This window comes from Haloprofundus salinisoli (assembly GCF_020097815.1).
Lineage (GTDB): Archaea > Halobacteriota > Halobacteria > Halobacteriales > Haloferacaceae > Haloprofundus > Haloprofundus salinisoli.
Window position 1 is genome coordinate 2,054,129 of sequence record NZ_CP083663.1, and the last position, 23,339, is coordinate 2,077,467.

A 23,339-nucleotide genomic window follows, 5' to 3' on the forward strand; every position below is an offset into this window, starting at 1 on the left:
CCTCCGGCTACGAGGGCCAAGCGGCGACGGGGGTACAGCGAGACCGAGACCCTCGTGGCGTCACTCGACGAGCTTGAACACCATGACCCCGCGGTTCTCGTAGGCGAGTTCGTACCGTCCCGAGTCGATGAGCTCCTGTTGCATCTCCGCGGACTGGATGTTCTCCATCCCGCGCACCGAGTACTCGCCCTTCGGGACGTACAGATAATCCGGCGTCGTGCCCGATTCGGTGAGATACTTCGTGAGACACGCTTCGCTCCGACAGGTCGAGAACCGATTGAACAGGCCGAGTTGGTGTTGGTACTGCGCCTGCCCGCGCCACTCCACCCCCCACGGACCGACGAGAATCGTCCGGTCGGTGTACAGCGGGAACCACTCGGCGGCGTCGCCGACGACGACGAAGGTGGCGTCGGGTTCGGTGTTGGCGTCGACCCACTCCATCGCCTCGACGTCCGAACCGTTGATGAACGCCGGTTGCGAGGTACTCCCGGCGTGTGAGTCGAGATGTCCGCCCGCGTAGAACACCGAGACGCTCATCCCGAGAATCGCCACGATGAATATCGTCGCCAGTTCGGCCCGCTTCCGACGCTGCGGCGAGATCGAGAGCCGACGGTACGTCAGCCGAAGCACGTCGAAGATGACGACGGCGGACATCAGCGGCCCGAGGGTGAAGACGAACCGCGGCTTCGAGACGAAGATGACACAGAGCGCGAACCAGCCGGGGAGGAAGAACTCGCGCCGCCAGGCGAGGTAGACGCCCGAGAAGATGTACAGCACGAAGAACAACGAGATGATGATCATCCCGAACGACTGGAGGTTGAACAGTCCCGGACGGATGGAGAACAGCACCGCCGGCGGGTTGAACGACGCCGACCCGGGGACGAACGTCGGAACTAGCTCGAACAGTTGCTTGCCGATACCGCCGTGGGTCCCCGCCGCGCCGGCGAAGATGCTGACGCCGTGGTGCGAAATCACCGTCAGCCACCACGGTGAAGTGAGCGTGATACCGCCGAGAGCGACGGCCGCTCCTTCGAGCAGTCCGGTGAGGCTTCGGTCGAAGTAGACGAACAGCCAAATGTACGATAGGCCGAAGAAGGCCGTGTACACCGGATGTGTCAGTATCGTCAGCGCGAACAGCAGTACCGACGGCCACAACCACCGTCGGTCCCGCGTCGTAAACAGCTTCAACCCGGTGTAGAGACCGCTGTAGAGCCACACCGCGCCGAGCGACCGGACGAACCCGCCGCCGGAGATGTGCCACTGCAGAATCGGCGGCCCGACGGCGACGAGGATGGCGGCGAGTCCGGCCTGCCGTTCGGACCGCAGCAGTTCGCACGCGAGCAGGTAGAACGGCACGAGATAGACGACGGTCAGGAATCCGGGCAGATAGCGGCTTATCGTCAGATACGAGAGGCCGAACGCGTCGTGCAGCACCGCGGCGATGTAGAACCCCAACGGCGGGTAGGCGAAGGGGATTCCCTCCGGCGTGTAGTGCGGGATGACCGCCGGCAGCGCGTACCCCTCGCGGATGATATGCTCGGCCATGTACAGAAAGAGGCCGGCACCGAAGGCGGGGAACGGGTGCGTGACGACGTAGGCGGTGTACGTCGCCAACGCGACGATAATCGCGGGTGCGAGCCACGCGAACTCGCTGGCGACGGCCTCGATACGGCCGAATCTCGACGCCTGTCGTCGCCGTACACTGTCCGTGTTCGTCAGTTTTCGTGGGTCCATCATCGTCAGTTACTTCTTCCGGAGGCGCGCGGGTGTTCGGAGTTCGAGTCGGTACGGCGACCAGCGCAGTTCGAGGACGGCCCATCCGGTGCCGACGAGCGCGAACGCGAGCAGTGCGCCGGCTTCGAGCGGTCCCATCCAGCCGGGAGTCAGATAGACGACACCGTTGAGTAGCGACCCCGGGACGACGCCCCTGACCGCGAGCCACGCCCGCGTCGAGAGCGTCTCGTCGTCGCCGGCATCGTCGACGGTCCGCGAGGGGAGGCCGAGACTCGCGGCGCTCTCGCCGCCTTCGGACTCGTCGCCGGTTTCGAGGCGTTCGGCCTCGTAGGGGAACGCTACGTCGACCTGCCAGATTATCTCGCCGTTTCGGTCCACCTCGAAGACGCGGTTACCGTTGGAGTCGGAGACGAGCGTGTGGCCGTTCGGCAAGCGGTCGGCGTCGCGGGCCCACTGCATCCGCGAATCCTGCCACGTCCACGTCCGGTTCCACGACTCCCCTTCGCGCTGGTACTCGACCACGCGGTTGTTCTCGGAGTCGGCGACCAGGACGGCCGGTCCGCCATTCTCCTCGGGGATGTAGTCGGGGTTGTGCTGCTCGTACAGCGTCTCGTAGTCGTCCTCGGCACCGAGCGTCCAGTTCTCCTGCAGGCCGGTCTGGGGGTCCAAGAAGACGACGCGGTCCTGATTGCGGAGGCTGACCATCAGGCGACCGTCGTCGAGTACCTCGACGTCGTTGATGTGGGTCCAGTCGCGGGGGAACTCCCCGCCGCTCTCGAGCGGGAACTCCTGTTGGGCCTCCCACTCCCAGGTCGTCAGCCCCGTCTCGGCGTCGAAGACGAATACCCGGTCGCGGTGGATGTCGGCGACGGCGTAATGGGTCTCGTTGACACGGTCGACGTCGTGCCACCGCGTCGAGTGCTTGTGCGGCGTGATACGCGAGTAGATGCGCTCCGTCTCATCCGTCGAGAGGTTCACCCGTTCGACGACGTTTCGGGTGCAGACGGTCGTCGCCGAGCACTCCTCGCCGCTGAGGTGCATCGACGCGGTGTACAGCACCGTGTACTCGCCCTCCGGACTGGGGTCGACGTCCCAGTACCGGTTGTACGTGTCATTGTAGTACAGCGTCGACCCGTCGGCGTCGAACGCAACGAGTTCGGAGTTCGTCCGCGGCGTGTCGCCCTCGTCGGCGAGAACGGCGCTCGAATCGGTCGCGATGACGGTCGTCCCGTTCGCGGGCGGGACCTCGGTGCTCGCGCCGTCGAGGAACACGCCGGCGGCGTCGCCGCCGCTCGCGCCGGCAGTCTGTTGGCCGACGACGAGCGTCAGCGCCGAGAGAACGACGACGGACGCGAGCACCAGACGAGAGGCCGTTCTGGACGTCATCTCAGACACCGACCCGGAGCGACCGAAGACGTTCGGGACGGCTGCGTCTCCTCGTCCGCGCTCCGCCGATGCGAGTTGCGGACCGACGAGCGCGGGCGGCGACGGGAGGGGTCCGCCGCCGATGCGCGACGGGACGCTTTCCCGTCGGTCGAAGACGTTCACTCATTCACTCCCCGTTTCGTCTTTCGACATAATAATCGACCCTATCGTTGCCGTGAGTTTTCTCCTGTTTCACTCAGCCTGCGGAGGACACCCGTTTCGGGAAACGTCCAATTGAGGCGCGAGCGAGTCGCGGTCAGAGTCCGGTTTGAGGCGCTGTCGTCGCTCGGCCCGTCGTAGGAACTCCCTACGCCCGGCCGGAGGCGGACCCGTCGTTTCGCCCGGACGCGGCAACGACCCGTAGAGAGCGACTGACGCGGCGACGCACGCCGTCTCTCGGGCCGGGGGGTTCACCCCGTCTCCGTGGTGCCGTCCGTTCGGTCCGTCCGCAGTCTCACCACACCTTCGCCCGGAAACGGCGCGTTGCGGTCGTTTACTCGTGTCTGAGTGCATCTATCGGGTCGACTGTCGACGCGCTCCAGGCGGGGTAGAGGCCGGCGAACACGCCGACGAGAGGCCCGACCACGACGGCGACGACGAACCAGAGCGGTCGAATCCGAAGGGGGAGGTCTATGAGCACCGTCGCGGCGTAGCCGCCGCTGATACCCACCAGCGCGCCGAAGACGGAACCGAACAGCCCCAGCAGTATCGCCTCCAGGAGGAACAACTCCATGATGTCGCGGCGCTTGGCACCGACGGCTTTCATGATGCCGATTTCTCGAGTCCGCTCGGTGACGCTGACGAGCATGATGTTCGCGATGCCGATAGCACCGACGACGAGCGAGATGACCGCGATACCGGTGATGTAGGCGGTGAACGTGCTGCTGACCTGTCGAATCTGGTCGACGAGCTGGTCGTACGTCGTCACCTCGAACTGGTAGCCCTCGGCTTTGAGCACCCGCGCGTCGGAGCGTTCGGTGAGATACGAGATGATGCGACCTTGTACCGCTTCTATCTCCTGGATGCTGCCGGCGCTGACGAGCACCTGCGAGTACACTCGCTGTTGCTGTTGCGTGTTCGGGCTGATGACCGTCCGCTCGTAGAACGGATTCGTCGGCCCGTAGATACTCGGCTGTGCGCCGCCGGTGAGTGCGCCCGCCCCGTCTTGGGACGTCTCCGCGATACCGACGACGGTGGCGTTTATGGGTTGGCCGTTCGCCGCGCGCGTGAGTGTGATGTTCTCGCCGACGGTGACGTTCTCGGCGAACATCTGCGCCGCCGGACGGTTCAACACCACCTCCCGTTGACCGGGACGAAACGCTCTCCCCTCGACGATCTGCTGGCCTTTCAGCTCGAAGTACTGCGGCCTCGACACCGTCACCCACTGTCTTCCCACCGAATCGTTTCTGTACCGCACCTGCGCGGTCGCGATACCCCCGACGGGGACGGCGGCGGCGACGCCCTCTACCTGCCGAATCTGGTCGACGTCGTACTGCGTGAACACCGCCTGTCCGCCCTGGCCGAGCTGCGGGATGTCGCCTTGCGTCTGCGAGGACGCCGAGACGTACATCACGTCCTGATTGTTGCCGGCGATGGTGTTGACGATGTCCGCCTGCAGGCTCGCCCCGAGGGTGACGAACGCGATGACCGCGGCGACGCCGATGATGACGCCGAGCGTTGTCAGCGTCGAGCGGAGTTTGTGTCCGACGATGCTCCGCCAGCTCATCCGGAGGCACTCTAGGAGGTCCACGCTTCACCCTCCGTGGCTTCCTCACCGGGGTTCTGGACGGGCTCGGTCTCGTCTACGGATGGAATCCGACGTTGGTCTCTGAGTTCCTCGACGCGTTCTATCTCGCCGTCGAGGACGTGGACGATTCGCTCGGCGTGTTCGGCGATGTCCCGTTCGTGAGTTACCATCAGAATCGTGTTCCCGCGCTGGTACAGCTCCTCGAACAGATGCATTATCTGCCGACTCGTCTCGCTGTCGAGGCTGCCGGTCGGCTCGTCCGCAAGGATGATCGCCGGGTCGTTGACGAGCGCGCGGGCGATGGAGACGCGCTGACGCTGGCCGCCGGAGAGCTCCGTCGGCTTGTGGTCGACCCGGTCCGCCAGTCCGACGTCGGCTAAGAGCGATTCGGCTCGCTCCGTCCGTTCCTCCCGCGGAACGTTGCGGAACGACAGCGGCATGGCGACGTTCTCCAGCGCCGTCAACCGCGGCATCAAGTTGAACGTCTGAAAGACGAATCCGATCTTTTCGCCGCGAATGTTCGCCCGCTCGGAGTCCGAAAGCTTCGTCACGTTCGTCCCGTCGATACGTATCTCGCCCGCCGTGGGCGTGTCTAAACAGCCGATGAGGTTGAGAAGCGTACTTTTGCCGGAGCCGCTCGGTCCCATGATGCTCGTGTACGACCCCCGCGGCACTTTCAGGGAGACGTCGTCGAGCACCGGCACCGGTTCGCCGAGTTCGTAGACTTTGTACGCCCCCGACAGTGACACGACGGTGTCCTCAGTCGGTCTCCCACCGTCGGTGTGCGCGTCCATGTACGCTAAACGAGCGTCGGGCACAAAAGATGTAGTGGCTGTCGCAGGTCGATATCGGGCCCGTTCGACGGTTAACGCCTCACTATCGGAGACGTTTCGGCGTCGGGACTCCTATTCAGTTGTCATATTGTGGCTACGCGCGAACGTCCTCGTCTTCGTCGTCGAGGTCCTGCAGCCCCGGCGCGGCGCGAACGTCGACGTCCTCGGGTTCCTCTTGGCCGCCGACGCGGAGTTCGCCGTCGTCGCCTTCGACGTACACGTCGTCGGCGAAGCCGCCTTGGGCGTACGGGTGTTCTGGGTCGTCGAGTTTCTCCGGCGTCGACGGCGCGTCGGGAATCTCGCGGCTCCGGAACGTGCCCAGCGGGTCGGCGATAGTGATGTCGTACCGCTGGAAGAACTCCTCGTAGCGCTCGTAGTGAGCTTCGAGTTCGTCGGTCGGAATCTCCATCATCTCGGTCCAGCCGTGGTTGTAGAAGTCGAAGTTCGCTTGAACGTGGGTGATTTCGCGCGCCTCCGCCTCGGGGAAGCCAGCGTCGAGCGCGGCGACGTACGTGTCGAACGTGCAGTCGAAGAACGCCTCCATGTGCGGTTCGCGCTCCTCGCGCCGGCCTTCCTCGGCTTTCTTGCCGAAGATGTTCACGTGAAGGTCGACGAGTTTTCTCGTGGCGATGTCGCCGACGACCGGCATAGTGAGCGCCTGCTTGGCGGCGAAGTGGCGGACGTTCTGACGGAGTTTCATAGCGGGCCGTTAGAACCCGATTGACTTCAACTACACGCGTATCCGCGCGGACGGCGTACTGGCCGACTTTGCAGGCCGATTCGTCAAACGAGAGGACCTTCCGGAAAATGACGAACGAACAACAGAAACTGTGTTCTGGTCATCTTTTTGACCGTCACCCGCGTTCCGTCTGTCGTGGCAAACACTCTACGGACGGCGCGCGACCTCCTCGATTCGACGGCCGCGCCGACCGATAGCGACCCGCTCGTCGTGCTCGTCCTTTATATCGGGTTAACCGTCGTTTGCGTGCTCGGACTCGGAGCGACGGTCGCAGTGACGATGCCGTACCTCGACAGACCCGGGTCGTTCGCCCTGGCGCTTCTCGTCGGGTTCCCCCTCGCCTTCGCGCTTCCGGGTGTGTTGATGCGCCGGGCCGAACGGTTCCTCGGTCGAAGACAGTGAGAGGCGGTCGCCGTCAACGTAGCCTCATCTCCCGAGTGTCACCGTCTCACCCTCGTTTCGAGGCGTTCGGGGGTGAAATCTGCATAAGTGGATAGCAACCCACATTAACCCTCGTTACGAACCTCTCTCACATGACCGAATCGTACGTGATTATCGGCGACGGTATCGCGGGGAGTTCCGCGGCGGAGACGCTCCGCGAGGAGGCACCGGACGCCGAAGTCACCGTTATCACGGACGAGGGTGAAGCCCTCTACAATCGAATTCTCATCAAAGAGTTCGCCAAAGGCAAACTGCCGGAGGCACCCATCTCGATTCACGACGAGTCGTGGTACGACGAGCGCGACATCGACCTGCGCCTCAACACGCACGTCAAGAACATCGACCCCGACGCCCACGAGATCACGACGCACGAAGAGGAGACGCTGGCGTACGACAAACTGCTCGTCGCCACCGGCGGCACGCCGACGCAACTGCCCGTCGACAACTCCGACGCCGAGGGCATCCACCACTTCTGGACGTTCCAGGACGCCCGGCGAATCCGCGAGAGCGCCGACGCGGGCGAGAGCGCCGTCATCGTCGGTGCCGGCCTCCTCGGCATCGACCTCGCTGCCATCTGCGGCGCGCAGGGCGTCTCCGCGAAGTACCTGATGCGCGGCAACGCCTGGTGGCGCTACGCGCTCTCGGAGGAGGGCGCAGAGATTATGCACGAGGCGATGCGCGACGTGGGCGTCGAACCCGTCTTCGACAGCGGCGTCGACCACTTCGAGGTCGACGACGACGGGCATATCACCGGTGCAGTCGACCCGAACGGCGACCACTACGACTGCGACTGGGCGGGCGTCGCCATTGGTCTGAACTTCAACACCGAGATTCTGCAGGGCACGGACGTCAAGCAGGACGACGGCGTCGTCGTCGACCAGTACATGCAGTCGAGCGTCGACGACATCTACGCGGCGGGTGACCTGACGCGCTTCTACGACACCCTCCTCGGCGAGTACGCCCAGAACGGGTCGTGGGGGAGCGCGCGCGAACAGGGTTCCATCGCGGGCTACAACATGGTCCACGGCGAGGAGAAGGAGTTCCGCTGGGTCTCGTCGTACTCCATCACTCACTTCGACTTCCCGTTTCTCTCGTTCGGCCACCCGACCATCGGCGACGAGGAAGCAGAGCGCAAGTACTCCGACACCGAGTGGCGGCGCATCGCGTTCAAGGACGGCAAAGTCGTCGGCGGCGTCCTCATCGGCGACCTCTCCGCGCAGAGCGCGCTGAAGAAACTGATGCGCGAAGAGCGCGTCGTCGCCGACCAGGCCGAGGTCCTCCTCGAAAAGCAAATCGACCTCGACGACCTCGCGGCCACCCAAGAGCAGTAAGCCGCCTCTCTCCGCCGGTTCTCTCTCTCTCTTTCGCAACCGTTAGCGCTGCCAAAAGATTCATAATTGTCCGTGTTAATAGTTGCCACATGGCACAGTCGACGAATACGACGGTCGCCGCGACGCGAACGGAGACGGTTCCGGCCGGTGCGCGCGTGCGTCATTTCGACGAACTAGACGAGAGCGCCCAGCAACTCGTCCTCGAAGCAGCGAACGGCCAGCTAACGAACACCGCCACCGTCTCCGACCTCCGGAGCGGAGACATCGTCGTTTTCACCGACTACTACCGGGTTCACTGACCGAGTCACGCCGGACCGAAGCCGTTTTCGGACGACGACGACGACAGGGAGGTATGCAAGGCGGTGGCTCAACCGACATGACCCTCGCGTTCGAGTTGGAGGCGCTGAAGCGCCTGGCCGACCCGAACATGGTGTTCAACGACGCCAGACAGTGGACCAAATACGTCGGCGTCGTCAGCGAGAAACCGACGTACGTCGTGACGAACTTCACGCGCAAAGAGCGCATCCGACAGGATTTCTTCTCGGGGCCGCGCGGTGTCGAGGAGAGTCTCGAAAACGTCAAGCGCCAGTTCGACACCGACCGGCACGTGTTCGTCGGCACGACCGACGAGGACCGCGAACTCGCGGAGGCGACCGACTGGGAGTATCTCCCGCTCGAACAGGCCACGGAGGCGGCGGGGTGGGACCTCGCGGGCGACGCCCCCGAGGAGGACCCCTTCGACGGCGAGACGCGCGACGACTGGCCGTAGGCGGTCGAAGCTCCGCTCTGACTTCCGACCGACGGTGGCTACCGCCGCACATCCATCGAGTGACAGTATCGAAAGCACTAATCGCGGACGGTTCTTGGACACCGATAATGAGCCACCAGTTACCTGACGTACAGGCAAGCCAGCCCGACGTCACCGTCGGACTCAGTCAGGTCGGCGTCACGGGCGTCGAGAAACTCGTCAAACTCGCCCGAGACGGCAAGCGACCCATCGTCCTGATGGCCGACTTCGAGGTGTTCGTCGACCTGCCGGCGAGCCGCAAGGGTGCGGACATGAGCCGCAACATGGAGGTCATCGACGAGACTCTGGAAGCGGCCGTCGAGGAACCGAGTTACCGAGTCGAAGACGTCTGCGGCGACGCCGCCGAACGACTGCTCGAAAAACACGACTACACCTCCACCGCCGAGATTCGGATGACCGCCGAACTCGTCATGCGCGAGCGGACCCCCGCCAGCGACAAACAGACCCAGGGTACCGCGACCATCATCGCCAGCGCCGTCGCCACCGAGGAGGGGACTCACGAGGAGATCGGCGCGCGCGTCACCGGCATGACCGTCTGTCCCTGCTCGCAGGGGATGTCCGCATCCCGCGCCCGCGAGGAACTCGTCGACCTCGGCGTCGACGACGAGACGGTCGAGGCGTTTCTCGACGCCGTCCCGCAGCCGGGTCACTCCCAGCGCGGTCACGCCACGTTCACCGTGACGAGCGAGGGGTCGCCCGACGTGGACCTGATGGACATCATCGACGTCGCCCGCGACTCGATGAGCGCGCGCATCTACAACCTCGCCAAGCGCCCCGACGAGGACCACATGACCTACCACGCGCACGCGAACGCGAAGTTCGTCGAGGACTGCGTGCGCTCGATGGCCGAGGACGCCGTCGACCGGTTCGACCAGCTACCGGACGACGCCGTCATCCACATGAAGCAGTCGAACGACGAGTCCATCCACCAGCACAACGCCCACGCCGAGCGAGAAGTGACGATGCAGCAGCTGCGCAGCGAACTCGACATCTAGAACGAGAGCGGGTCGGCCGACTCCCAGCGCGGGTCGAACACCGCCCGGACGTCGGCGGCGAACTCCGGGTCCTTCAGATCTATCATCGCCAGCGCCTCCCCCGGGTCCAGCGGATTTGGCACCTCGATACATACTTCCACGTCGTCGATGAGGTTGAACGTCCCCGTCACGTTCTCGCTCGTTCGCACCTCGAACTCGGGATGCTTCGACAACCCCTCCGTGTAGCGCTCGCCGACGCTCGGCGGCAGCGTCGTCACCAGCTCCGGCGTCATCAGAAGCGACACCGAGACGCCGCGGTCCAACGCCGCGGCCAGTTCGTCGACGACGGCCTCGCTCACCGTACCGAGGTCGAACTGCGGCGAGGGCGTCGCCGCGACCATCACGACGTGGTCGTCGGCCGTCGCGAGGCGCTCGACGAGCAGGTCCATCGTCTCGCTCGGCCCGACGGCGGCCGTCCAGAACTGCCCTTCGACGGGTTCGCCGGCGTCGAGTTCGCCGACCAACTCGTCGACGATGCCCTCGTACTGTTGGGCTTTCTCTTCGAGCTCCCGGCGCTTGTCTTCGAGCAGACGGTCCAGCGCGGCGTCGGGTTCGACGGCGACGTACTTCTTCGGTCGACTCGCCGCCTGACTCCGGACGAGACTGTACTGTTCGAGACTGTTGAGCACGTCGTAGATGCGCCCCATCGGAACGTCACTAGCCCGTGACAACTGTTTGGCCGTTGTCGGTCCCGTCCGAAGGAGCGCTCGATACGAACGTGCCTCGTACTCGGACAATCCAAGGTCTCGGAGACTCGCCATGCGGGTGAATCACACGCCCGGGACATAAACACACCGGACGTTTACACGGGAAACTCGCCGCGGTCAGTTGTTGCCGCCGAGGTTTTGAGTCGCCGCCGACACCCGCGCCATCAGTTCGTCGGGCGTCGACGCCGACAGCGCCGTCTCGCCGACGAGCACGGTCGCCGTGCCGCGTTCGAGGTCGCGGTCGTCGAGGAGGACGTCGGCGTCCGGTACGACGATCTTCTCGTGGTCGGCGACGCGGAGCGCCGCTCGGTGGAGGTCGCTTCCGGGGTCGTCGGCGACGGCGACGACCAACGGATCGCCGCAGAGCCGCGCCGCCACCGCGCCGTAGTCGGCTGCCTGCACGCCGATTCGGTCGGCGGCCCCGGCGAACGCCTCGACCGTCCCGCGGGCGACCTCCCGGTAGCGGTCGTCGCCGGCCAGCACCGCGAGGTCACAGAGCGCCCCGGCCATCTCGACGTTGTCGTCCAGCGGCCGGAACGGTCTGTCGAGGAGGCCCGGTCCCTCGCGCGGGCCGTCGAGAAACGACCCGTCGTCGCGGAGTTCGGCTATCGCCCTGTCGGCGACGCGTTCGGCGACGCCGAGACCCTCTCCGAGCACCTGCTGTGCGCGGGTGAAGGCGGCGACGACGCGAGCGTGGTCGCCTACAAGCAGCGATTCGCCGACGTCGTCGCCCCCCCGGTAGTGTGTCACCGTCCCGTCGTCGTCGACGAGGTCGGTTTCGAGGAAGTCGAGGACGCGTTCGGCGTACTCTCGAGCGCGCTCGTCGTCGGTGTAGCCCGCGTAGGTGAGCATCGCGTCGGCGGCCAGCGCGTTGCCGCCCGCGAACGCGGTGAGGTCGACGCGCGGTTGAGTGGTCTCCGCCCGGTCGTCGGCCGGCAGCGAGTAGTAGTCGCGGCCCGCCGCCGGGCCGACGCTCCCGCCGACGGCGACGCCGGTCCAGAGGTCGTCGGTGAGAAAGCCGATGGTTCGCTCGGCGGGTCGGCGGTAGGCGTCGTCGCCGGTGTAGAGGTAGGCGTTGGCGAACGCGCGGACGAGCGCCGCGTTCGTGTCCAGCAGTTTCTCGTGGTGGACGCCGCTCCAGTCGCGGCCGCTCGCGTAGCGGAAGAAGCCTCCGGAAACGTCGTCGAACAGGTGGTCGCGGACCGCATCGAGCGTCCGAAGCGCCTGGCTCCGATCGCGCTTCAGCGCGAACTCGACGGTCCGCGGCAGCGGGAACTTCGCGTCGTCGCCCCACCCGGCGTGGACGTCGTCGTACTTCTCGCCGAGTTGACCCGCGAGGTACGCCTCGATAGCCGGCGAGAGGTCGCCGACCGGGGTGGGGTCGCCGCCGAGCGCGCGCGGCACCCGGCCGGCGTCGCTTCCGCGGTCGGCCCACGTCTCGCGGACGCTGTCGAGAACCTGCCGCATCCCCTCGGGGCCGAGATAACCGGCCCCCGAGATGACCGCCCCGGAGGGCGTCGCAAACACCGTCGAGGGAAAGCCGCCCATGTTGTACCGCTCGCGGACGCGCGGCTGACGGTCGACGTCGATACGGACGGGAACGAAATCGTCGTTGACGTTCGCGGCGATGCGCGGTTCGGCGTACGTCTCGACGTCCATCTCGTGACAGCCGGCGCACCACGTCGCCGACAGCGACAGTAACAGCGGTTGCTCGGCTTCGGCCGCCTCGGCGAACGCGGCCGGTCCCCACTCGCGCCACTCGACGCGTGTCTCGTCGTCCATACCCACCATCGGTGAGCGCCGAGGGTAAGCGCTTCGAGGTTGTCTACGGGTTCGCGCGCTGCAACTGCGCGGCGGTTCGAACCCGAACGTCGACGGGTTTCTTGACGAACTCGCCGGTCGACCGGGCGACGACGTGGTCGATGCCGCGCTGGGCGGCCACGTCGAGCAGGCGCTGGTCGAGTTCGCCGTCGACGACGACGGCGTACGGCACCCGGTCGGCGTCGACGAGCGCGTCGAACGCCGCCGACTGCTCGACTTCCGCCAGCGGGTCTAGGTCGGCGTCGAGCAGTCGAACGAGGCCGCTCGACTCGCCGATGACCTCGGCGACGTGTTCTCTGAGGCTCTTCGGTTCCGGCGGGAGCGACGACTGCGAGCCGCCGTCGTCCGCGTCAGTGTCCGTGTCGCTGTCGACCGAGGCGTCGACGCCGCCGGTATCGCTCCCCTCGCCGTTTGCGGTCTCGTCGCGGTTCGCCTCGGTACCGTCGGAACGGTCCTCGGGGGCCGGGTCGTCGGTCCTCTCCCCTACAGCGGAGGAGGGAGTCGCGGGAGCGTCAGTCGTCTCCGGCGACTCCGTTCGAGGGTCCGACGGCGGCTCCGGCGCGGGCGTCGAACTGCCGTCGGTCGCCGCGACGGTCGACCGGACGTCGGTGTCGCCGGCGACGGCGTCGTACGGCACCTTGCCGCGCAGCGCCGACATCACCTCGTGACGCGCGAGGTCCTCGACGGAGCGGCCCGGCGGCGCGAAGGCGACGTAGTCGACGTTGCCGACCTGCGCCAGTTCGCGGAGGATGAGTTCGCCGCCGCGGTCGCCGTCGAGAAAGGCGGTGACGGTCCGGTTCTCGGTGAGGTCGGCGACGTCGTCGGGCACGTTCGTCCCCTCGACGGCGACGCCGTTTTTGATGCCGTAGCGAAGCAGCGTCAGGATGTCCGCACGCCCCTCGACGACGACGATCGCGTCGGAGTCGGCGACTCGCGGGCCCGCGGGCAACCCATGGTACTCCGTGATGTCCTCGACTCGGACGCTCTCACGCACCTCTTCGAGGATTTCGCGGCTCGTCATCACGCTGTCGTCGAACGCCTCCGAGAGCAGTTCCTTCGCGCGGTCGACGACCTCGCGCCGCTTGGCGCTGCGCACGTCCTCGATGTCGATGACTTCGGCGTGTGCTTGACACGGTCCGACACGAGTGATACTCTCTAGCGCGGCCGCGAGGATTGCCGTCTCTACTTTGTCGAGACTGCTGGCTATGGTTATCTGTCCGAACGACTGCCCGTTCTCGCTGTCGATTTCGACGTCTATCCGTCCGATCTTCGACCCTTGCTGGAGGTCACGGAGGTCCAGGTCGTCGCCGAGGAGGCCTTCGGTCTGTCCGAAGACCGCCCCGACCACGTCGCTTCGTTCGACCACCCCGTCGGCGGTCACCGAAGCGTGAATGAGATATTTCGCAGTGTCTTCCATAATTGAATCACCAATGATTGATGTTGATGTGAAATGCGAACGGTCCGCCCGTCCACACCCCCGTATATAAGTTTCGCAGGCGGGATATAGCTGTCGCACTTCCGGCCCCGTTCGGACCGAAACCGCCGGAAGCTGCCGTAGAGACAGTTTTTCGATATTAAGGAAAATATTCTTCAAAAGGTCGCATCGAAGCTAAATCAGTAGTGTTTATCATAGTTCGGTTGTTCACCGTTAGATATGACTCGACAGCAAGCCGATTATCTTTGGGTCGTGGTGTTCGCAGTCCTTGTCGTCTTCGCCGTGCCGTGGTTCCTCTGGGGGGACGGCCGTGTCGTCGCCGGACTCCCGCTGTGGCTCTGGTGGCACGTCGGCTGGATGGGCGTCGCAAGCGTCGCGTTCTACGCCTTCACCCGCGGGGCCTGGGACCGTGGCATGGGGGTGACCCGTGGTTAGTTCGCTCGCCGTCCAGTTGGGCGTCGTCGGCGCGTACCTCGTCGTCGCGCTCGCGGTCGGTCTGGTCGCCTATCGGCTGACCGACCGCGCGGCGGAGGATTACTATCTCGCCAGTCGGTCACTCGGCACCGTCGTCCTCCTCTTTACGACGTTTGCGACGCTGCTGTCGGCGTTCACGTTCTTCGGCGGCCCGAATCTCGCGTACGCGGCAGGCCCCGAGTGGATTCTCGTTATGGGGCTGATGGACGGCGTCCTCTTTGCCATCCTCTGGTACGTGCTCGGCTACAAACAGTGGCTCGTCGGGCGCGCCCGCGGTTACGTGACGCTCGGCGAGATGCTCGGCGACCGCTTCGGGTCGACCGGCCTCCGCGCACTCGTCGCCGGTATCAGCCTCTTCTGGCTCTTCCCGTACATCATGCTCCAGCAGATGGGCGCGGGGACGGCCATCGTCGGTCTCACGGAGGGAGCGATACCGTACTGGGCGGGCGCGGCGCTCATCACCGTCTTCATGGTGGTGTACGTCGCCGCCGCCGGACTCCGCGGCGTCGCGTGGACCGACACGGTGCAGGGCATCTTCATGCTCGGCATCGTCTGGGTCGCCGTCGGCTGGGTGCTCGTCGCCATCGACGGTCCGGCGACCGCGTACGCCGGGTTCGACGCCGACGCGCTCGCGCTCGGCGGCGGCCTCTACACGCCGCAGTACATCGTCTCGACGGCTGTCACCATCGCCTTCGGCGTGGCGATGTTCCCGCAGATAAACCAGCGCTTCTTCGTCGCCAAATCAGGCCGCGTGCTGAAGCGGTCGTTCGCGTTGTGGCCGATTCTGGTCGTGCTGCTGTTCGTCCCGGCGTTCATGCTCGGGACGTGGGCCGCGGGCCTCGGCGTCGAGGTGCCCGAGGGCGCGAACGTCATCCCCGTGCTCCTCAACCAGTACACGCCCGTCTGGTTCGCGGCGCTCGTCGTCGCGGGCGCGATGGCGGCGATGATGTCCTCCTCCGATTCGATGCTGCTGTCGGGGTCGTCGTACCTGACGCGCGACCTCTACCGCCCGCTCGTCGACCCCGACGCCAGCGAGGCCAAGGAAGGGTGGGTCGCCCGCGTCGGCGTCGCCGTCTTCGCCGTCGGCACGTTCGTCGCCAGCCTGTTCCGGCCGGGTTCACTCATCGACGTCGGCGACCTCGCGTTCAGCGGCTTCGCTCAACTCGCGCTCCCCGTCCTCGTCTCGCTGTACTGGACGAAGACGAACCGAAACGGGATGTACGCCGGCATCGTCGGCAGTCAGGCGTTCTACGTGCTCCACTCGCTCGGCCCGCTCCCGGCGACGTACCTCGGGTGGGACGCCGCGCTCTACGGGATGGTGCTCGGACTCGCGCTCACCGTCGGCGTCTCGGCGGTCACCTCGCCCGCGCCCGACGAGAAGCGCGCGACGTTCACCGACGGACTGAGCGCGGACTGAGCGCGCGACGTTACGTCCGGTCACTTCTCGAACACGTCCGAAGCATACAATTCCCGTCGCTTCCAAGGCGAGGCATGAACGACCCCGGGCTACAAGCGCTCGTGGACCAATCGACGCTCCGAGACCGTATCCGCCGCGGCGACCTCCCCGACTGGGCCGCCTTGCACTATGGGACGTTTCGGGAGACGATGCTCGACGACCGAAACGGCGAGCCGTTCCCCTGCTACTTCGGCATCGAGTCAGAGCGGCAGGGCGACGCGCTGTACACGTTCGTACCCTCGACGACGCATCCGGACGCCCTGCTGCGCTTCCGCGATACGCTGCTCGAATACGTCGAGGAGTTCTCGGAGTTCTCCGAGCGCGCCTCGCTCGTCGCGTTCTTCAAACCACCCGACGAACAGCTCACGGAGGCGGAGTACCACGAACAGCTCTGGCACATTCTGCAGTTTCTGCACGTCCACGACCCCGAGCCGTGGCCCGAGAGGATTCCGACGGACCCCGACGACCCCCACTGGGAGTTCTCCTTCGGCGGCGAACCGATGTTCCCGACGACCCGCGCGCCGTTCTATGACCGGCGGATGAGTCGCTACTGCCCGCTCGGCCTCGAAATCACCTTCCAGCCGCGGAAGATATTCGAGGGCATCACCGCCGACACCGAAGCCGGTCAGCAGGCCCGCGAGGTCATCCAGCGCCGAATCGAGGCGTACGACGGCGTCTGCCCCCACGCCGACATCGGCGACTGGGGCGTCGACGGTGAACACGAGTGGCACCAGTACATGCTCTCGGCCGATTCCGAGCAAGCGCCTGGCGAGTGCCCGATGACGGTCAGTCGCGTCCACCCGAAAGTCGACCCCGAACTGCTGAAGCCGAGGGCGGAGGCGTGAGTTCGGACGACGAACTCTCGCTGCCCGACGACGCCGTCTTACTACTCGTCGACCTCCAGACGGGCTTTGCCGACCCGGCGTGGGGCGAGCGAAACAACCCCGATGCCGAATCGCGTGTGGCGGCCCTCCTCTCCGCGTGGCGCGAGCGCGGGATGCCCGTCGTCCACGTCCGCCACCGCTCGCAAGAAAACGGCTCGCCGCTTCGACCGAGCCGGCCCGGGTTCGCCTACCTCGACGAAACTGCACCCACAGCGGGCGAACAGACGTTCGAAAAACGGGTCAACAGCGCGTTCGTCGGCACCGATTTGGAACGTTGGCTCCGCGAGCGAGAGTACGGCACCGTCGTCGTCGTCGGCCTCACGACCGACCACTGCGTCTCGACAACGACCCGGATGGCCGAGAACCTCGGCTTCTCGCCCGTCGTCGTCGCGGACGCGACGGCGACGTTCGACCGCAAGGGCATCGATGGAGAGTACTACGACGCCGAGACGATGCACCGAACCGCGTTGGCGCACCTTCACGGCGAGTTCGCCCGCGTCGTCGACAGCGAGGAGCTGTTGGCCGCGCTCGACTGAGAACACCGGCCGTCTCCCGAACCGCATTCGTTTAACCGCGCTCCCGTCAACGATGAGCCATGCAGACGCATATCGTGCCGGTCGGCTTCGACTACGACCGGCTCATCGCGCCTCTCATCCGCGACCAGTTGGACGTCGACCGGGTGATCCTCCTCGAGGGCGCGGTCGGTAGCGAGGCCAACGTCGAGTACTCGCAACGCCTCTCGGGGAAACTCGAGAAGGACTTCCAGAACCTGCTCGGCGCGACCACCGAGCGCCTCGTTCTCGCGGACGTCTACGACTACGACGCCGCCTTCGAACAGGCGTACGACCTTATCAACGCGGAACTGGACCGCGGCGCGGACGTCGTCGACGACGCCGACACCGCCGAGACGCGCGAGGGGACGACGCCCGGTGAGGTGTGGGTGAACGTCAGTGCGATGCCCCGCCCCGTCTCCTTCGCGTTCGCCACCGCCGCCCACTCCATTATGGTCGAACGCCAGGACGACAGAGAGCGCATCCACACCTACTACACCGCCCCCGAGAAGTATCTGGAGACCGAGTTGGCAGAGGAACTCCGCACCCACAGAGAAGCGCTCGCGGACCTGCTTGCCGACGGCGACGTCGACGAGGACCGCATCCGCGAGCGCCTTGACGCCGCAACCGAACTGCTGTCGGAGTTCGACGAGCGCGGAACCACCATCGGCGCGAAGCGCATCGGCGAGCGTCACATCGTCGAACTTCCCGTGGCATCGTTCTCGAACGTCAAGCCGTTCGAGGAACTCATCCTCTTCACGCTCGGCGAGCACGGCGTCTTCGAGTCCGTCTCCGAACTCGCCGAGACGCTGGCGGGCGAGCTCAACGAGGAGTACACCGACAGTTTCCGCTCGAAAGTCATCTACAACGTCGACCGCCTCGGCCCCGGCGGGAAGGGGTACATCGAGCGCGACGAACGCGGGAAGTCGCACCGGACGCGGCTCTCGCGCATCGGTGAACTGTGGGTTCGCGCCCACGCCGACGACGACGCGGGGCTCGGCACCCGCTGACGACGCGCTGGTCCCTTAGGCTCTCTAGCGTTCTTCGACCGTTCCGAACCCGCGCGCCGGCTCGACATCCGCGAGCGGACTCGTCGGGGCCGCCGCCGGAACCTCCGGGTCGTTGTACTCGCCGGGGGCGACGTCGTTCGGTCCGGTCGGGTAGAACAGCGAGGCGAGTTGCTGGATCTGCGGGCGGCCGACGTCCAACTCGAACTGGCCGCCGCCGTACAGCGAGATGTCGCGTTCCTCGGCGTACTCGATGGTCTCCAGCAGCGACTCGACGGTGCCGAACCGCGAGGGTTTGACGTTGAGCCACCGCGGTTCGAACGGAAGCGACTCGACGCCCTCGACGCCGGTGACGGGTGCGTCCCACGAGAGCCGCCTCGTCTCCGCTTCGAGCATCGCCTCCGTCTCGTCGGTGACGGCGGGGTCCTCGACGACGGCGTCGGGAAAGCCCGAGAAGATGCGCTCGTACAGGTCGGGGTCGGCGCTCTGGTCGACGGTCGTCCCGCTGTAGTAGCCCTTCAGATCGAGGATTCGAACCGCCTCGGTCTCCGCGAGGTCGGCGACGAGTTCGCCGTCCCAGTCGCTCGTCGGGTCGAGTTTGAACTCCGAGTCGGAGTAGGCGGCGAGCAGCTCGTCGACCCGTCGGGTGCTCGTCCCCTCCTCGCCGTCCAATCGCGTGCTCACGACGAACCGAACCGGGTCGTACTCCCGGCCCAGCGCCTCGCCGAGCGTCGTCCCCGATTGCTTGAGCGCGAGGTCCAACGCGGCGCTCTCGACGGCCCACCGACGGTAGTGGCGGCCTGTCTCTCGTTCCGGCGGCTTCGTCGGGAACAAATCCGTATCGTCGAGCATCGCCGAGAACTCCCCGAAGGTGAACTCGCCGGCGAAGTCGAACGGCGGGACGTCCGCGAGGGCGTCGTGGTCCTCGGCGTCGTACGTCACGTCCTCGCCGCGGCCCGTCTCGTCGTCGCCGAGCAGCGCGAACACGGTGGTCGCGCGGACGAATCCGCTCGACGTCGCCCGCTCGCGCCGGGAACGAGACGTATCGTCGACGACGAGCGGGAGTTCCGCGAGTCGGTCGTAGAGGCTCATGGGCGCAGTTGGGTCGCCGCTCTGTTAACTGTACGCGCCCGAGAGCCGCCGACGGTCAGTCGTCGACGCCCAGCGCGCCGACCTCGAACTTCTTGATTCGGGTCGACAGCGCGAGGAACGTCGCGGTGAGCGTCAGCGTCACCGCCCCCGCCGCGGCGAGTTGGAGCGCGGTCACGTCGCCGTAGACGGCCGCGAAGTCGGCGAACGGCAGGTTCGTGTGGTGGGGGTCGCCGACGATGGGGACGAAGTAGTCGACGACGTCGTTGACGCCGTACCAGACGAGTGCGACGAACACCGCCCCGACGGGGAAATCCGAGTAGCGGTGGACGAGAAACGCCTGGACGACCATCGCGAGGTGGCTGAAGAACAGGAAGAGGTACATCGCGGTCGCCGTGTACGCGAGGAAGCCGTCGGCGAAGACGACGAGGGTAAACGGCGTCCAGAAGCCGAGTTTCCAACAGCCGAAGAACGCGAGCGCGTTCAGATACTCGTTGTTGCGTCCGAGTTTCCACAGCGCGAGCGACAGCGCGATAAATAGCGTCGCCACGGGACTGTCGGGGACGAACGGCCACATCACGAGCGGCGTCTCCGCGAACTGGAACCGGTAGTACCAGAAGCCGAACGCCGTTCCGGCGAGGTTGATGGCGACGACGACCCACGCGAGGTTCAGGCCGAAGTTCTCCACCCACCGGGGGAGGGGGGCGAGCCACCGCGGAAGCCCCTCCGGCGACGGGAGGCCGTCGCCGCCGAACAGTCCGCGGGCGTCGCGCGCGAGAGACATGCCCGTGGGTTGGATGGAGCCGCCAAAGGCGTAGCGGTCTCCCGCCGGGTCGACTGTGATTCTTTCGCTCGTTCTCACCGCCCCAAACTACCTCGTGCTGGAACGCCAACTGAGAGGTAGATTCAGGAATGCGCGAACTCCGCAACATGAAGGGACTCCACCCGCGCGACCTCACCCGTCGTCAGCGCCTCGTTCTCGCCTACGGAGTCGGTCTCGTCTCCATCATCGTCGCGTTCACCCTCCTGTATCACTGGGGAATGGCGACGCTCGAAAACCGTCCACGAACCATCTTCCAGGCGTTCAACACGGTCATCGAGACGATGACGACCACCGGATACGGCGCCGACTCCCTGTGGACGACGCCCGCGATGAACCTCTTCGTGTCCACGATGCAGGTCACCGGCGTCGTCATCGGCTTCGTCACGCTGCGGGTGCTCGTCATCCCGCTGTTCGAGCGCGCGCCGCTGATGCTGGACGACCGCCTCTCGGTCAAGCGGGACCACGTCGTCGTCGCCGAATACGAGCGGGATTCCGAGGTGCTTCTCGACGAACTCGAAGAGCTCGACATCGACTACGTGCTCGTCGAGTCCGACCAGGAGGAGGCCAAACGGCTCTCCGACGAGGGGTATCAGGCGATAAACGGCGACCCCGAGGACCGCGAGGACCTCGAACGGGCCACCATAGAGGAGGCGTCGATGCTCATCACCGACGCCGGAAAGCGCACCGCGAGCATCGTCTTGACGGCGCTGGAAGCGAACGAAGATCTCCGAGTGATTAGCTTCACCGGCTCGACGCGTCGCAAGGCCGCGCTCGCCGAGATCGGCGTCGACCGGAGCGTTGCGCCGCACGCGCTCATCGGTCGCCGTCTGGCCGAGAAGGCGACCACGCCGGTCACCGTCGACACCCCCGTCGACGCCGCCTCGGTCACGATTCGAGAGGTGCTCGTCCGCCGCGGGAGCTCGCTTCACGGCGTCCGGATAGCGGACTCGCCGCTCGCCGCGCATCCGAATCTCACGCTGGTCGCGGGTTGGTTCGACGGCGAACTCCGAGTGCCGCCGTCGCCGACGGACCGGCTCACGCCCAACACCGTCCTCGTCGTCGCAGGTCCGGAGAACACGCTCGACGAAGCGGCGAACGAGGTGGCGGGCGTTCGAAGCCCCTCCCGTTCCCCGCACGACCGAATTGTCGTCGCAGGACTCGGCGAGGGCGGCGATGCCGCCCTCGAGGCGCTGCCCGAACGCGTCTCCGTGACGACCGTCGACGAATCGACGGACGCCGACCCCGACGTAGTCGGTGACGTGACCGAACCGGAGACGCTCCGCGAAGCCGACATCGAGGTCGCCTCGGCGCTCATCGTCACCGTCGACGACGACGCCGACGCGCTTCTGACCACCGCGATGGCTCGCGCTCTGGCCCCGGACGTCGAGATACTCGTTCGCGTGACCGACACCGAGAAGACGGCACCGGCGTTCAGGGCCGGAGCCGACTACGTTCTCTCGATTCAGCAACTCTGCGCCAGACTCGTGGCGGCGGAGGTCCACGGCGAACGGGTGATGGACCCCGTCGGCCAGATTCGGCTCGTCCGGGCCGACGCGTCGGCGTTCGCGGGCGAGGCGCTGCGGGACGTCCGCAGCGACGCGGACCGGGAGTGGACGGTGGTGGCCGTCGCTCGCAACGGCGACGTTCGCACCGCCGAAGAGACTGTCATCGAGTCGGGCGACGAGATGTTCGTTGCCGGCAGCGACGAGGCCATACAGGAGTTCGAGCGAACGGTCGACACCGCCTGAACTCAGCGGTTCGTCACCGCCGGCGCTCGATTTCGGGGCCCTCGTCGTCGACACTCGCACGTGCCGTTCGACGTCATTCGACGTCAGGACGCTCTCGCGGCGCATTTCGCCGGAAGGACACCGATAAGTGACCGCGACTTAACGTCCAGCCATGGCCGAGGAGACGAACCTCACCGAACTCAAACGCGGCACCGACCTCGTCAAGCGAGGCTTCGCACAGATGCAGAAAGGCGGCGTCATTATGGACGTCGTCACGCGCGAGCAGGCCCGAATCGCCGAAGACGCCGGTGCAGTCGCCGTGATGGCGCTGGAGGCGGTCCCGGCCGACATCCGAAAGCGCGGCGGTGTCGCGCGGATGCCCGACCCGGCGAACGTCACCGACATCATCGACGAAGTCTCCATCCCGGTGATGGGGAAGGCGCGCATCGGCCACCACACCGAGGCGCAGATCCTCGAAGCGCTCGGCGTCGACATGATAGACGAGTCGGAGGTGCTGACGCCCGCCGACGACGAGTACCACATCGACAAACGCGAGTTCACCTCGCCGTTCGTCTGCGGCGCGCGGAACCTCGGCGAAGCGCTCCGCCGCATCGACGAGGGCGCGGCGATGATTCGGACGAAGGGCGAGGCCGGCACCGGCGACGTCAACCAGGCCGTCCAGCACCAGCGCACCATCAGGGGCTCCATCCGCGAACTCGTCGGCAAGAACTTCGAGGAGCGCGAGAAGTGGGCCCGCGAGCACGAAGCGCCCGCCGCCCTCGTCCACGAGACCGCCGAGATGGGCCGCTTGCCCGTGGTGAACTTCGCCGCCGGCGGCATCGCGACGCCCGCCGACGCGGCGTTGATGATGCACCACGGCTGTGACGGCATCTTCGTCGGCTCCGGTATCTTCGGCGCGGAGAACCCCGAGAAGATGGGCGAAGCCATCGTCGAAGCCGTCAACAACTGGGACGACCCCGAGCGCCTCGCAGACATCGCCACCGACGTGGGTCGCGGGATGAAAGGCCAGTCGAACAGCGAGATGGCCGACGAGGAGAAGCTGCAGGGTCGCGGCGTCTGAACGCGAATCGAAGGGTATCGACGGAGGCGACGCTGACGACCGCTCAGTCGTCGCCGAGACTCACGGTCACGGGGCCGTCAAACGACAACAGCAGTTCTCGGGTTGCGTCGCCGAACAGCGCTTCTCGGTCGGCAAGCGCTGTTGTCCGGACAGAAAGAGATGGTCACAGCCGAGTTCGGCGGCGAATTCGCC

22 protein-coding genes are annotated in these 23,339 nt (G+C 66.1%); 12 read left to right on the forward strand and 10 right to left on the reverse strand.

Going from position 1 to position 23,339, the window contains the following annotated elements; translation table 11 throughout:
* Positions 1 to 60: 60 nt before the first annotated feature.
* The 5 genes from LAQ73_RS10940 to LAQ73_RS10960 all read right to left on the reverse strand — a co-directional run bounded on the left by LAQ73_RS10940 (position 61) and on the right by LAQ73_RS10960 (position 6,439).
* Entirely contained in the window at positions 61 to 1,737 is a 1,677-nt protein-coding gene (locus LAQ73_RS10940; RefSeq protein ID WP_224268321.1) for a glycosyltransferase family protein, read from the reverse strand.
* A gap of 6 nt (positions 1,738 to 1,743) precedes the next feature.
* The gene (locus tag LAQ73_RS10945; RefSeq protein ID WP_224268322.1) at positions 1,744 to 3,282 is read right to left on the reverse strand and encodes an arylsulfotransferase family protein; all 1,539 of its coding nucleotides are present in this window, start codon (positions 3,280 to 3,282) and stop codon (positions 1,744 to 1,746) included.
* Between the two features lie 370 nt (positions 3,283 to 3,652).
* Complete coding sequence (locus LAQ73_RS10950; protein ID WP_224268323.1) at positions 3,653 to 4,909, reverse strand: ABC transporter permease; 1,257 nt, start codon at positions 4,907 to 4,909, stop codon at positions 3,653 to 3,655.
* Entirely contained in the window at positions 4,897 to 5,700 is an 804-nt protein-coding gene (locus tag LAQ73_RS10955; RefSeq protein ID WP_224268324.1) for an ABC transporter ATP-binding protein, read from the reverse strand. The genes LAQ73_RS10950 and LAQ73_RS10955 overlap by 13 nt, the downstream gene beginning before the upstream one ends.
* 133 nt (positions 5,701 to 5,833) lie before the next feature.
* The gene (locus LAQ73_RS10960; protein ID WP_224268325.1) at positions 5,834 to 6,439 is read right to left on the reverse strand and encodes a DUF6149 family protein; all 606 of its coding nucleotides are present in this window, start codon (positions 6,437 to 6,439) and stop codon (positions 5,834 to 5,836) included.
* 174 nt (positions 6,440 to 6,613) lie between these two features.
* On the opposite strand from LAQ73_RS10960, the gene LAQ73_RS10965 reads away from it, so the two are divergent.
* The 5 genes from LAQ73_RS10965 to mptA all read left to right on the forward strand — a co-directional run bounded on the left by LAQ73_RS10965 (position 6,614) and on the right by mptA (position 10,053).
* Entirely contained in the window at positions 6,614 to 6,880 is a 267-nt protein-coding gene (locus LAQ73_RS10965) for a hypothetical protein (RefSeq protein WP_224268326.1), read from the forward strand.
* Between the two features lie 131 nt (positions 6,881 to 7,011).
* Complete coding sequence (locus tag LAQ73_RS10970) at positions 7,012 to 8,250, forward strand: NAD(P)/FAD-dependent oxidoreductase (RefSeq protein WP_224268327.1); 1,239 nt, start codon at positions 7,012 to 7,014, stop codon at positions 8,248 to 8,250.
* A gap of 89 nt (positions 8,251 to 8,339) precedes the next feature.
* On the forward strand, positions 8,340 to 8,549 hold the full coding sequence (locus LAQ73_RS10975; RefSeq protein ID WP_224268328.1) for a DUF7979 domain-containing protein: 210 nt from the start codon (positions 8,340 to 8,342) through the stop codon (positions 8,547 to 8,549).
* A 53-nt stretch (positions 8,550 to 8,602) separates the two neighbouring features.
* Positions 8,603 to 9,019 (forward strand): DUF7124 domain-containing protein, encoded by a 417-nt coding sequence (locus LAQ73_RS10980; RefSeq protein ID WP_224268329.1) that lies wholly within the window; start codon positions 8,603 to 8,605, stop codon positions 9,017 to 9,019.
* A 107-nt stretch (positions 9,020 to 9,126) separates the two neighbouring features.
* On the forward strand, positions 9,127 to 10,053 hold the full coding sequence (mptA, locus tag LAQ73_RS10985) for a GTP cyclohydrolase MptA (protein WP_224268330.1): 927 nt from the start codon (positions 9,127 to 9,129) through the stop codon (positions 10,051 to 10,053).
* Here mptA and LAQ73_RS10990 read toward each other — a convergent pair.
* The 3 genes from LAQ73_RS10990 to dnaG form a co-directional block, all read right to left on the reverse strand.
* Positions 10,050 to 10,853 (reverse strand): TrmB family transcriptional regulator, encoded by an 804-nt coding sequence (locus LAQ73_RS10990; RefSeq protein WP_224268331.1) that lies wholly within the window; start codon positions 10,851 to 10,853, stop codon positions 10,050 to 10,052. The two genes, mptA and LAQ73_RS10990, sit on opposite strands and share 4 nt — an antisense overlap.
* Before the next feature lie 63 nt (positions 10,854 to 10,916).
* Positions 10,917 to 12,590: a DUF255 domain-containing protein gene (locus LAQ73_RS10995; RefSeq protein ID WP_224268332.1), complete on the reverse strand. Its 1,674-nt coding sequence runs from the start codon at positions 12,588 to 12,590 to the stop codon at positions 10,917 to 10,919.
* A 34-nt stretch (positions 12,591 to 12,624) separates the two neighbouring features.
* Positions 12,625 to 14,037 carry a DNA primase DnaG gene (dnaG, locus tag LAQ73_RS11000; protein WP_224268333.1) on the reverse strand — a complete coding sequence of 471 codons (1,413 nt, stop codon included), beginning with the start codon at positions 14,035 to 14,037 and terminating at the stop codon, positions 12,625 to 12,627.
* A gap of 237 nt (positions 14,038 to 14,274) precedes the next feature.
* Here dnaG and LAQ73_RS11005 point away from each other — a divergent pair, with 237 nt between their 5' ends.
* From LAQ73_RS11005 to LAQ73_RS11025, 5 genes are all read left to right on the forward strand, one after another.
* Complete coding sequence (locus LAQ73_RS11005; protein WP_224268334.1) at positions 14,275 to 14,490, forward strand: DUF3311 domain-containing protein; 216 nt, start codon at positions 14,275 to 14,277, stop codon at positions 14,488 to 14,490.
* The gene (locus LAQ73_RS11010) at positions 14,483 to 15,946 is read left to right on the forward strand and encodes a sodium:solute symporter family protein (protein WP_224268335.1); all 1,464 of its coding nucleotides are present in this window, start codon (positions 14,483 to 14,485) and stop codon (positions 15,944 to 15,946) included. Before LAQ73_RS11005 ends, LAQ73_RS11010 begins: the two co-directional genes overlap by 8 nt.
* A gap of 74 nt (positions 15,947 to 16,020) precedes the next feature.
* On the forward strand, positions 16,021 to 16,830 hold the full coding sequence (locus LAQ73_RS11015) for a YqcI/YcgG family protein (protein ID WP_224268336.1): 810 nt from the start codon (positions 16,021 to 16,023) through the stop codon (positions 16,828 to 16,830).
* Complete coding sequence (locus tag LAQ73_RS11020) at positions 16,827 to 17,405, forward strand: cysteine hydrolase family protein (protein WP_224268337.1); 579 nt, start codon at positions 16,827 to 16,829, stop codon at positions 17,403 to 17,405. Before LAQ73_RS11015 ends, LAQ73_RS11020 begins: the two co-directional genes overlap by 4 nt.
* Before the next feature lie 59 nt (positions 17,406 to 17,464).
* Entirely contained in the window at positions 17,465 to 18,430 is a 966-nt protein-coding gene (locus LAQ73_RS11025) for an HFX_2341 family transcriptional regulator (protein ID WP_224268338.1), read from the forward strand.
* A 24-nt stretch (positions 18,431 to 18,454) separates the two neighbouring features.
* Here LAQ73_RS11025 and LAQ73_RS11030 read toward each other — a convergent pair whose 3' ends face one another.
* Both LAQ73_RS11030 and LAQ73_RS11035 read right to left on the reverse strand, forming a co-directional pair.
* Complete coding sequence (locus tag LAQ73_RS11030; RefSeq protein ID WP_224268339.1) at positions 18,455 to 19,519, reverse strand: enolase-like domain-containing protein; 1,065 nt, start codon at positions 19,517 to 19,519, stop codon at positions 18,455 to 18,457.
* A 55-nt stretch (positions 19,520 to 19,574) separates the two neighbouring features.
* Positions 19,575 to 20,300, reverse strand: a complete 726-nt coding sequence (locus LAQ73_RS11035) for a DUF1405 domain-containing protein (RefSeq protein ID WP_224268340.1) — start codon at positions 20,298 to 20,300, stop codon at positions 19,575 to 19,577.
* 128 nt (positions 20,301 to 20,428) lie between these two features.
* On the opposite strand from LAQ73_RS11035, the gene LAQ73_RS11040 reads away from it, so the two are divergent.
* Together LAQ73_RS11040 and pdxS are read left to right on the forward strand one after the other, a co-directional pair.
* Complete coding sequence (locus LAQ73_RS11040) at positions 20,429 to 22,087, forward strand: potassium channel family protein (protein ID WP_345778384.1); 1,659 nt, start codon at positions 20,429 to 20,431, stop codon at positions 22,085 to 22,087.
* 151 nt (positions 22,088 to 22,238) lie between these two features.
* Positions 22,239 to 23,147, forward strand: a complete 909-nt coding sequence (gene pdxS, locus LAQ73_RS11045; protein WP_224268342.1) for a pyridoxal 5'-phosphate synthase lyase subunit PdxS — start codon at positions 22,239 to 22,241, stop codon at positions 23,145 to 23,147.
* Positions 23,148 to 23,339 lie beyond the last annotated feature (192 nt).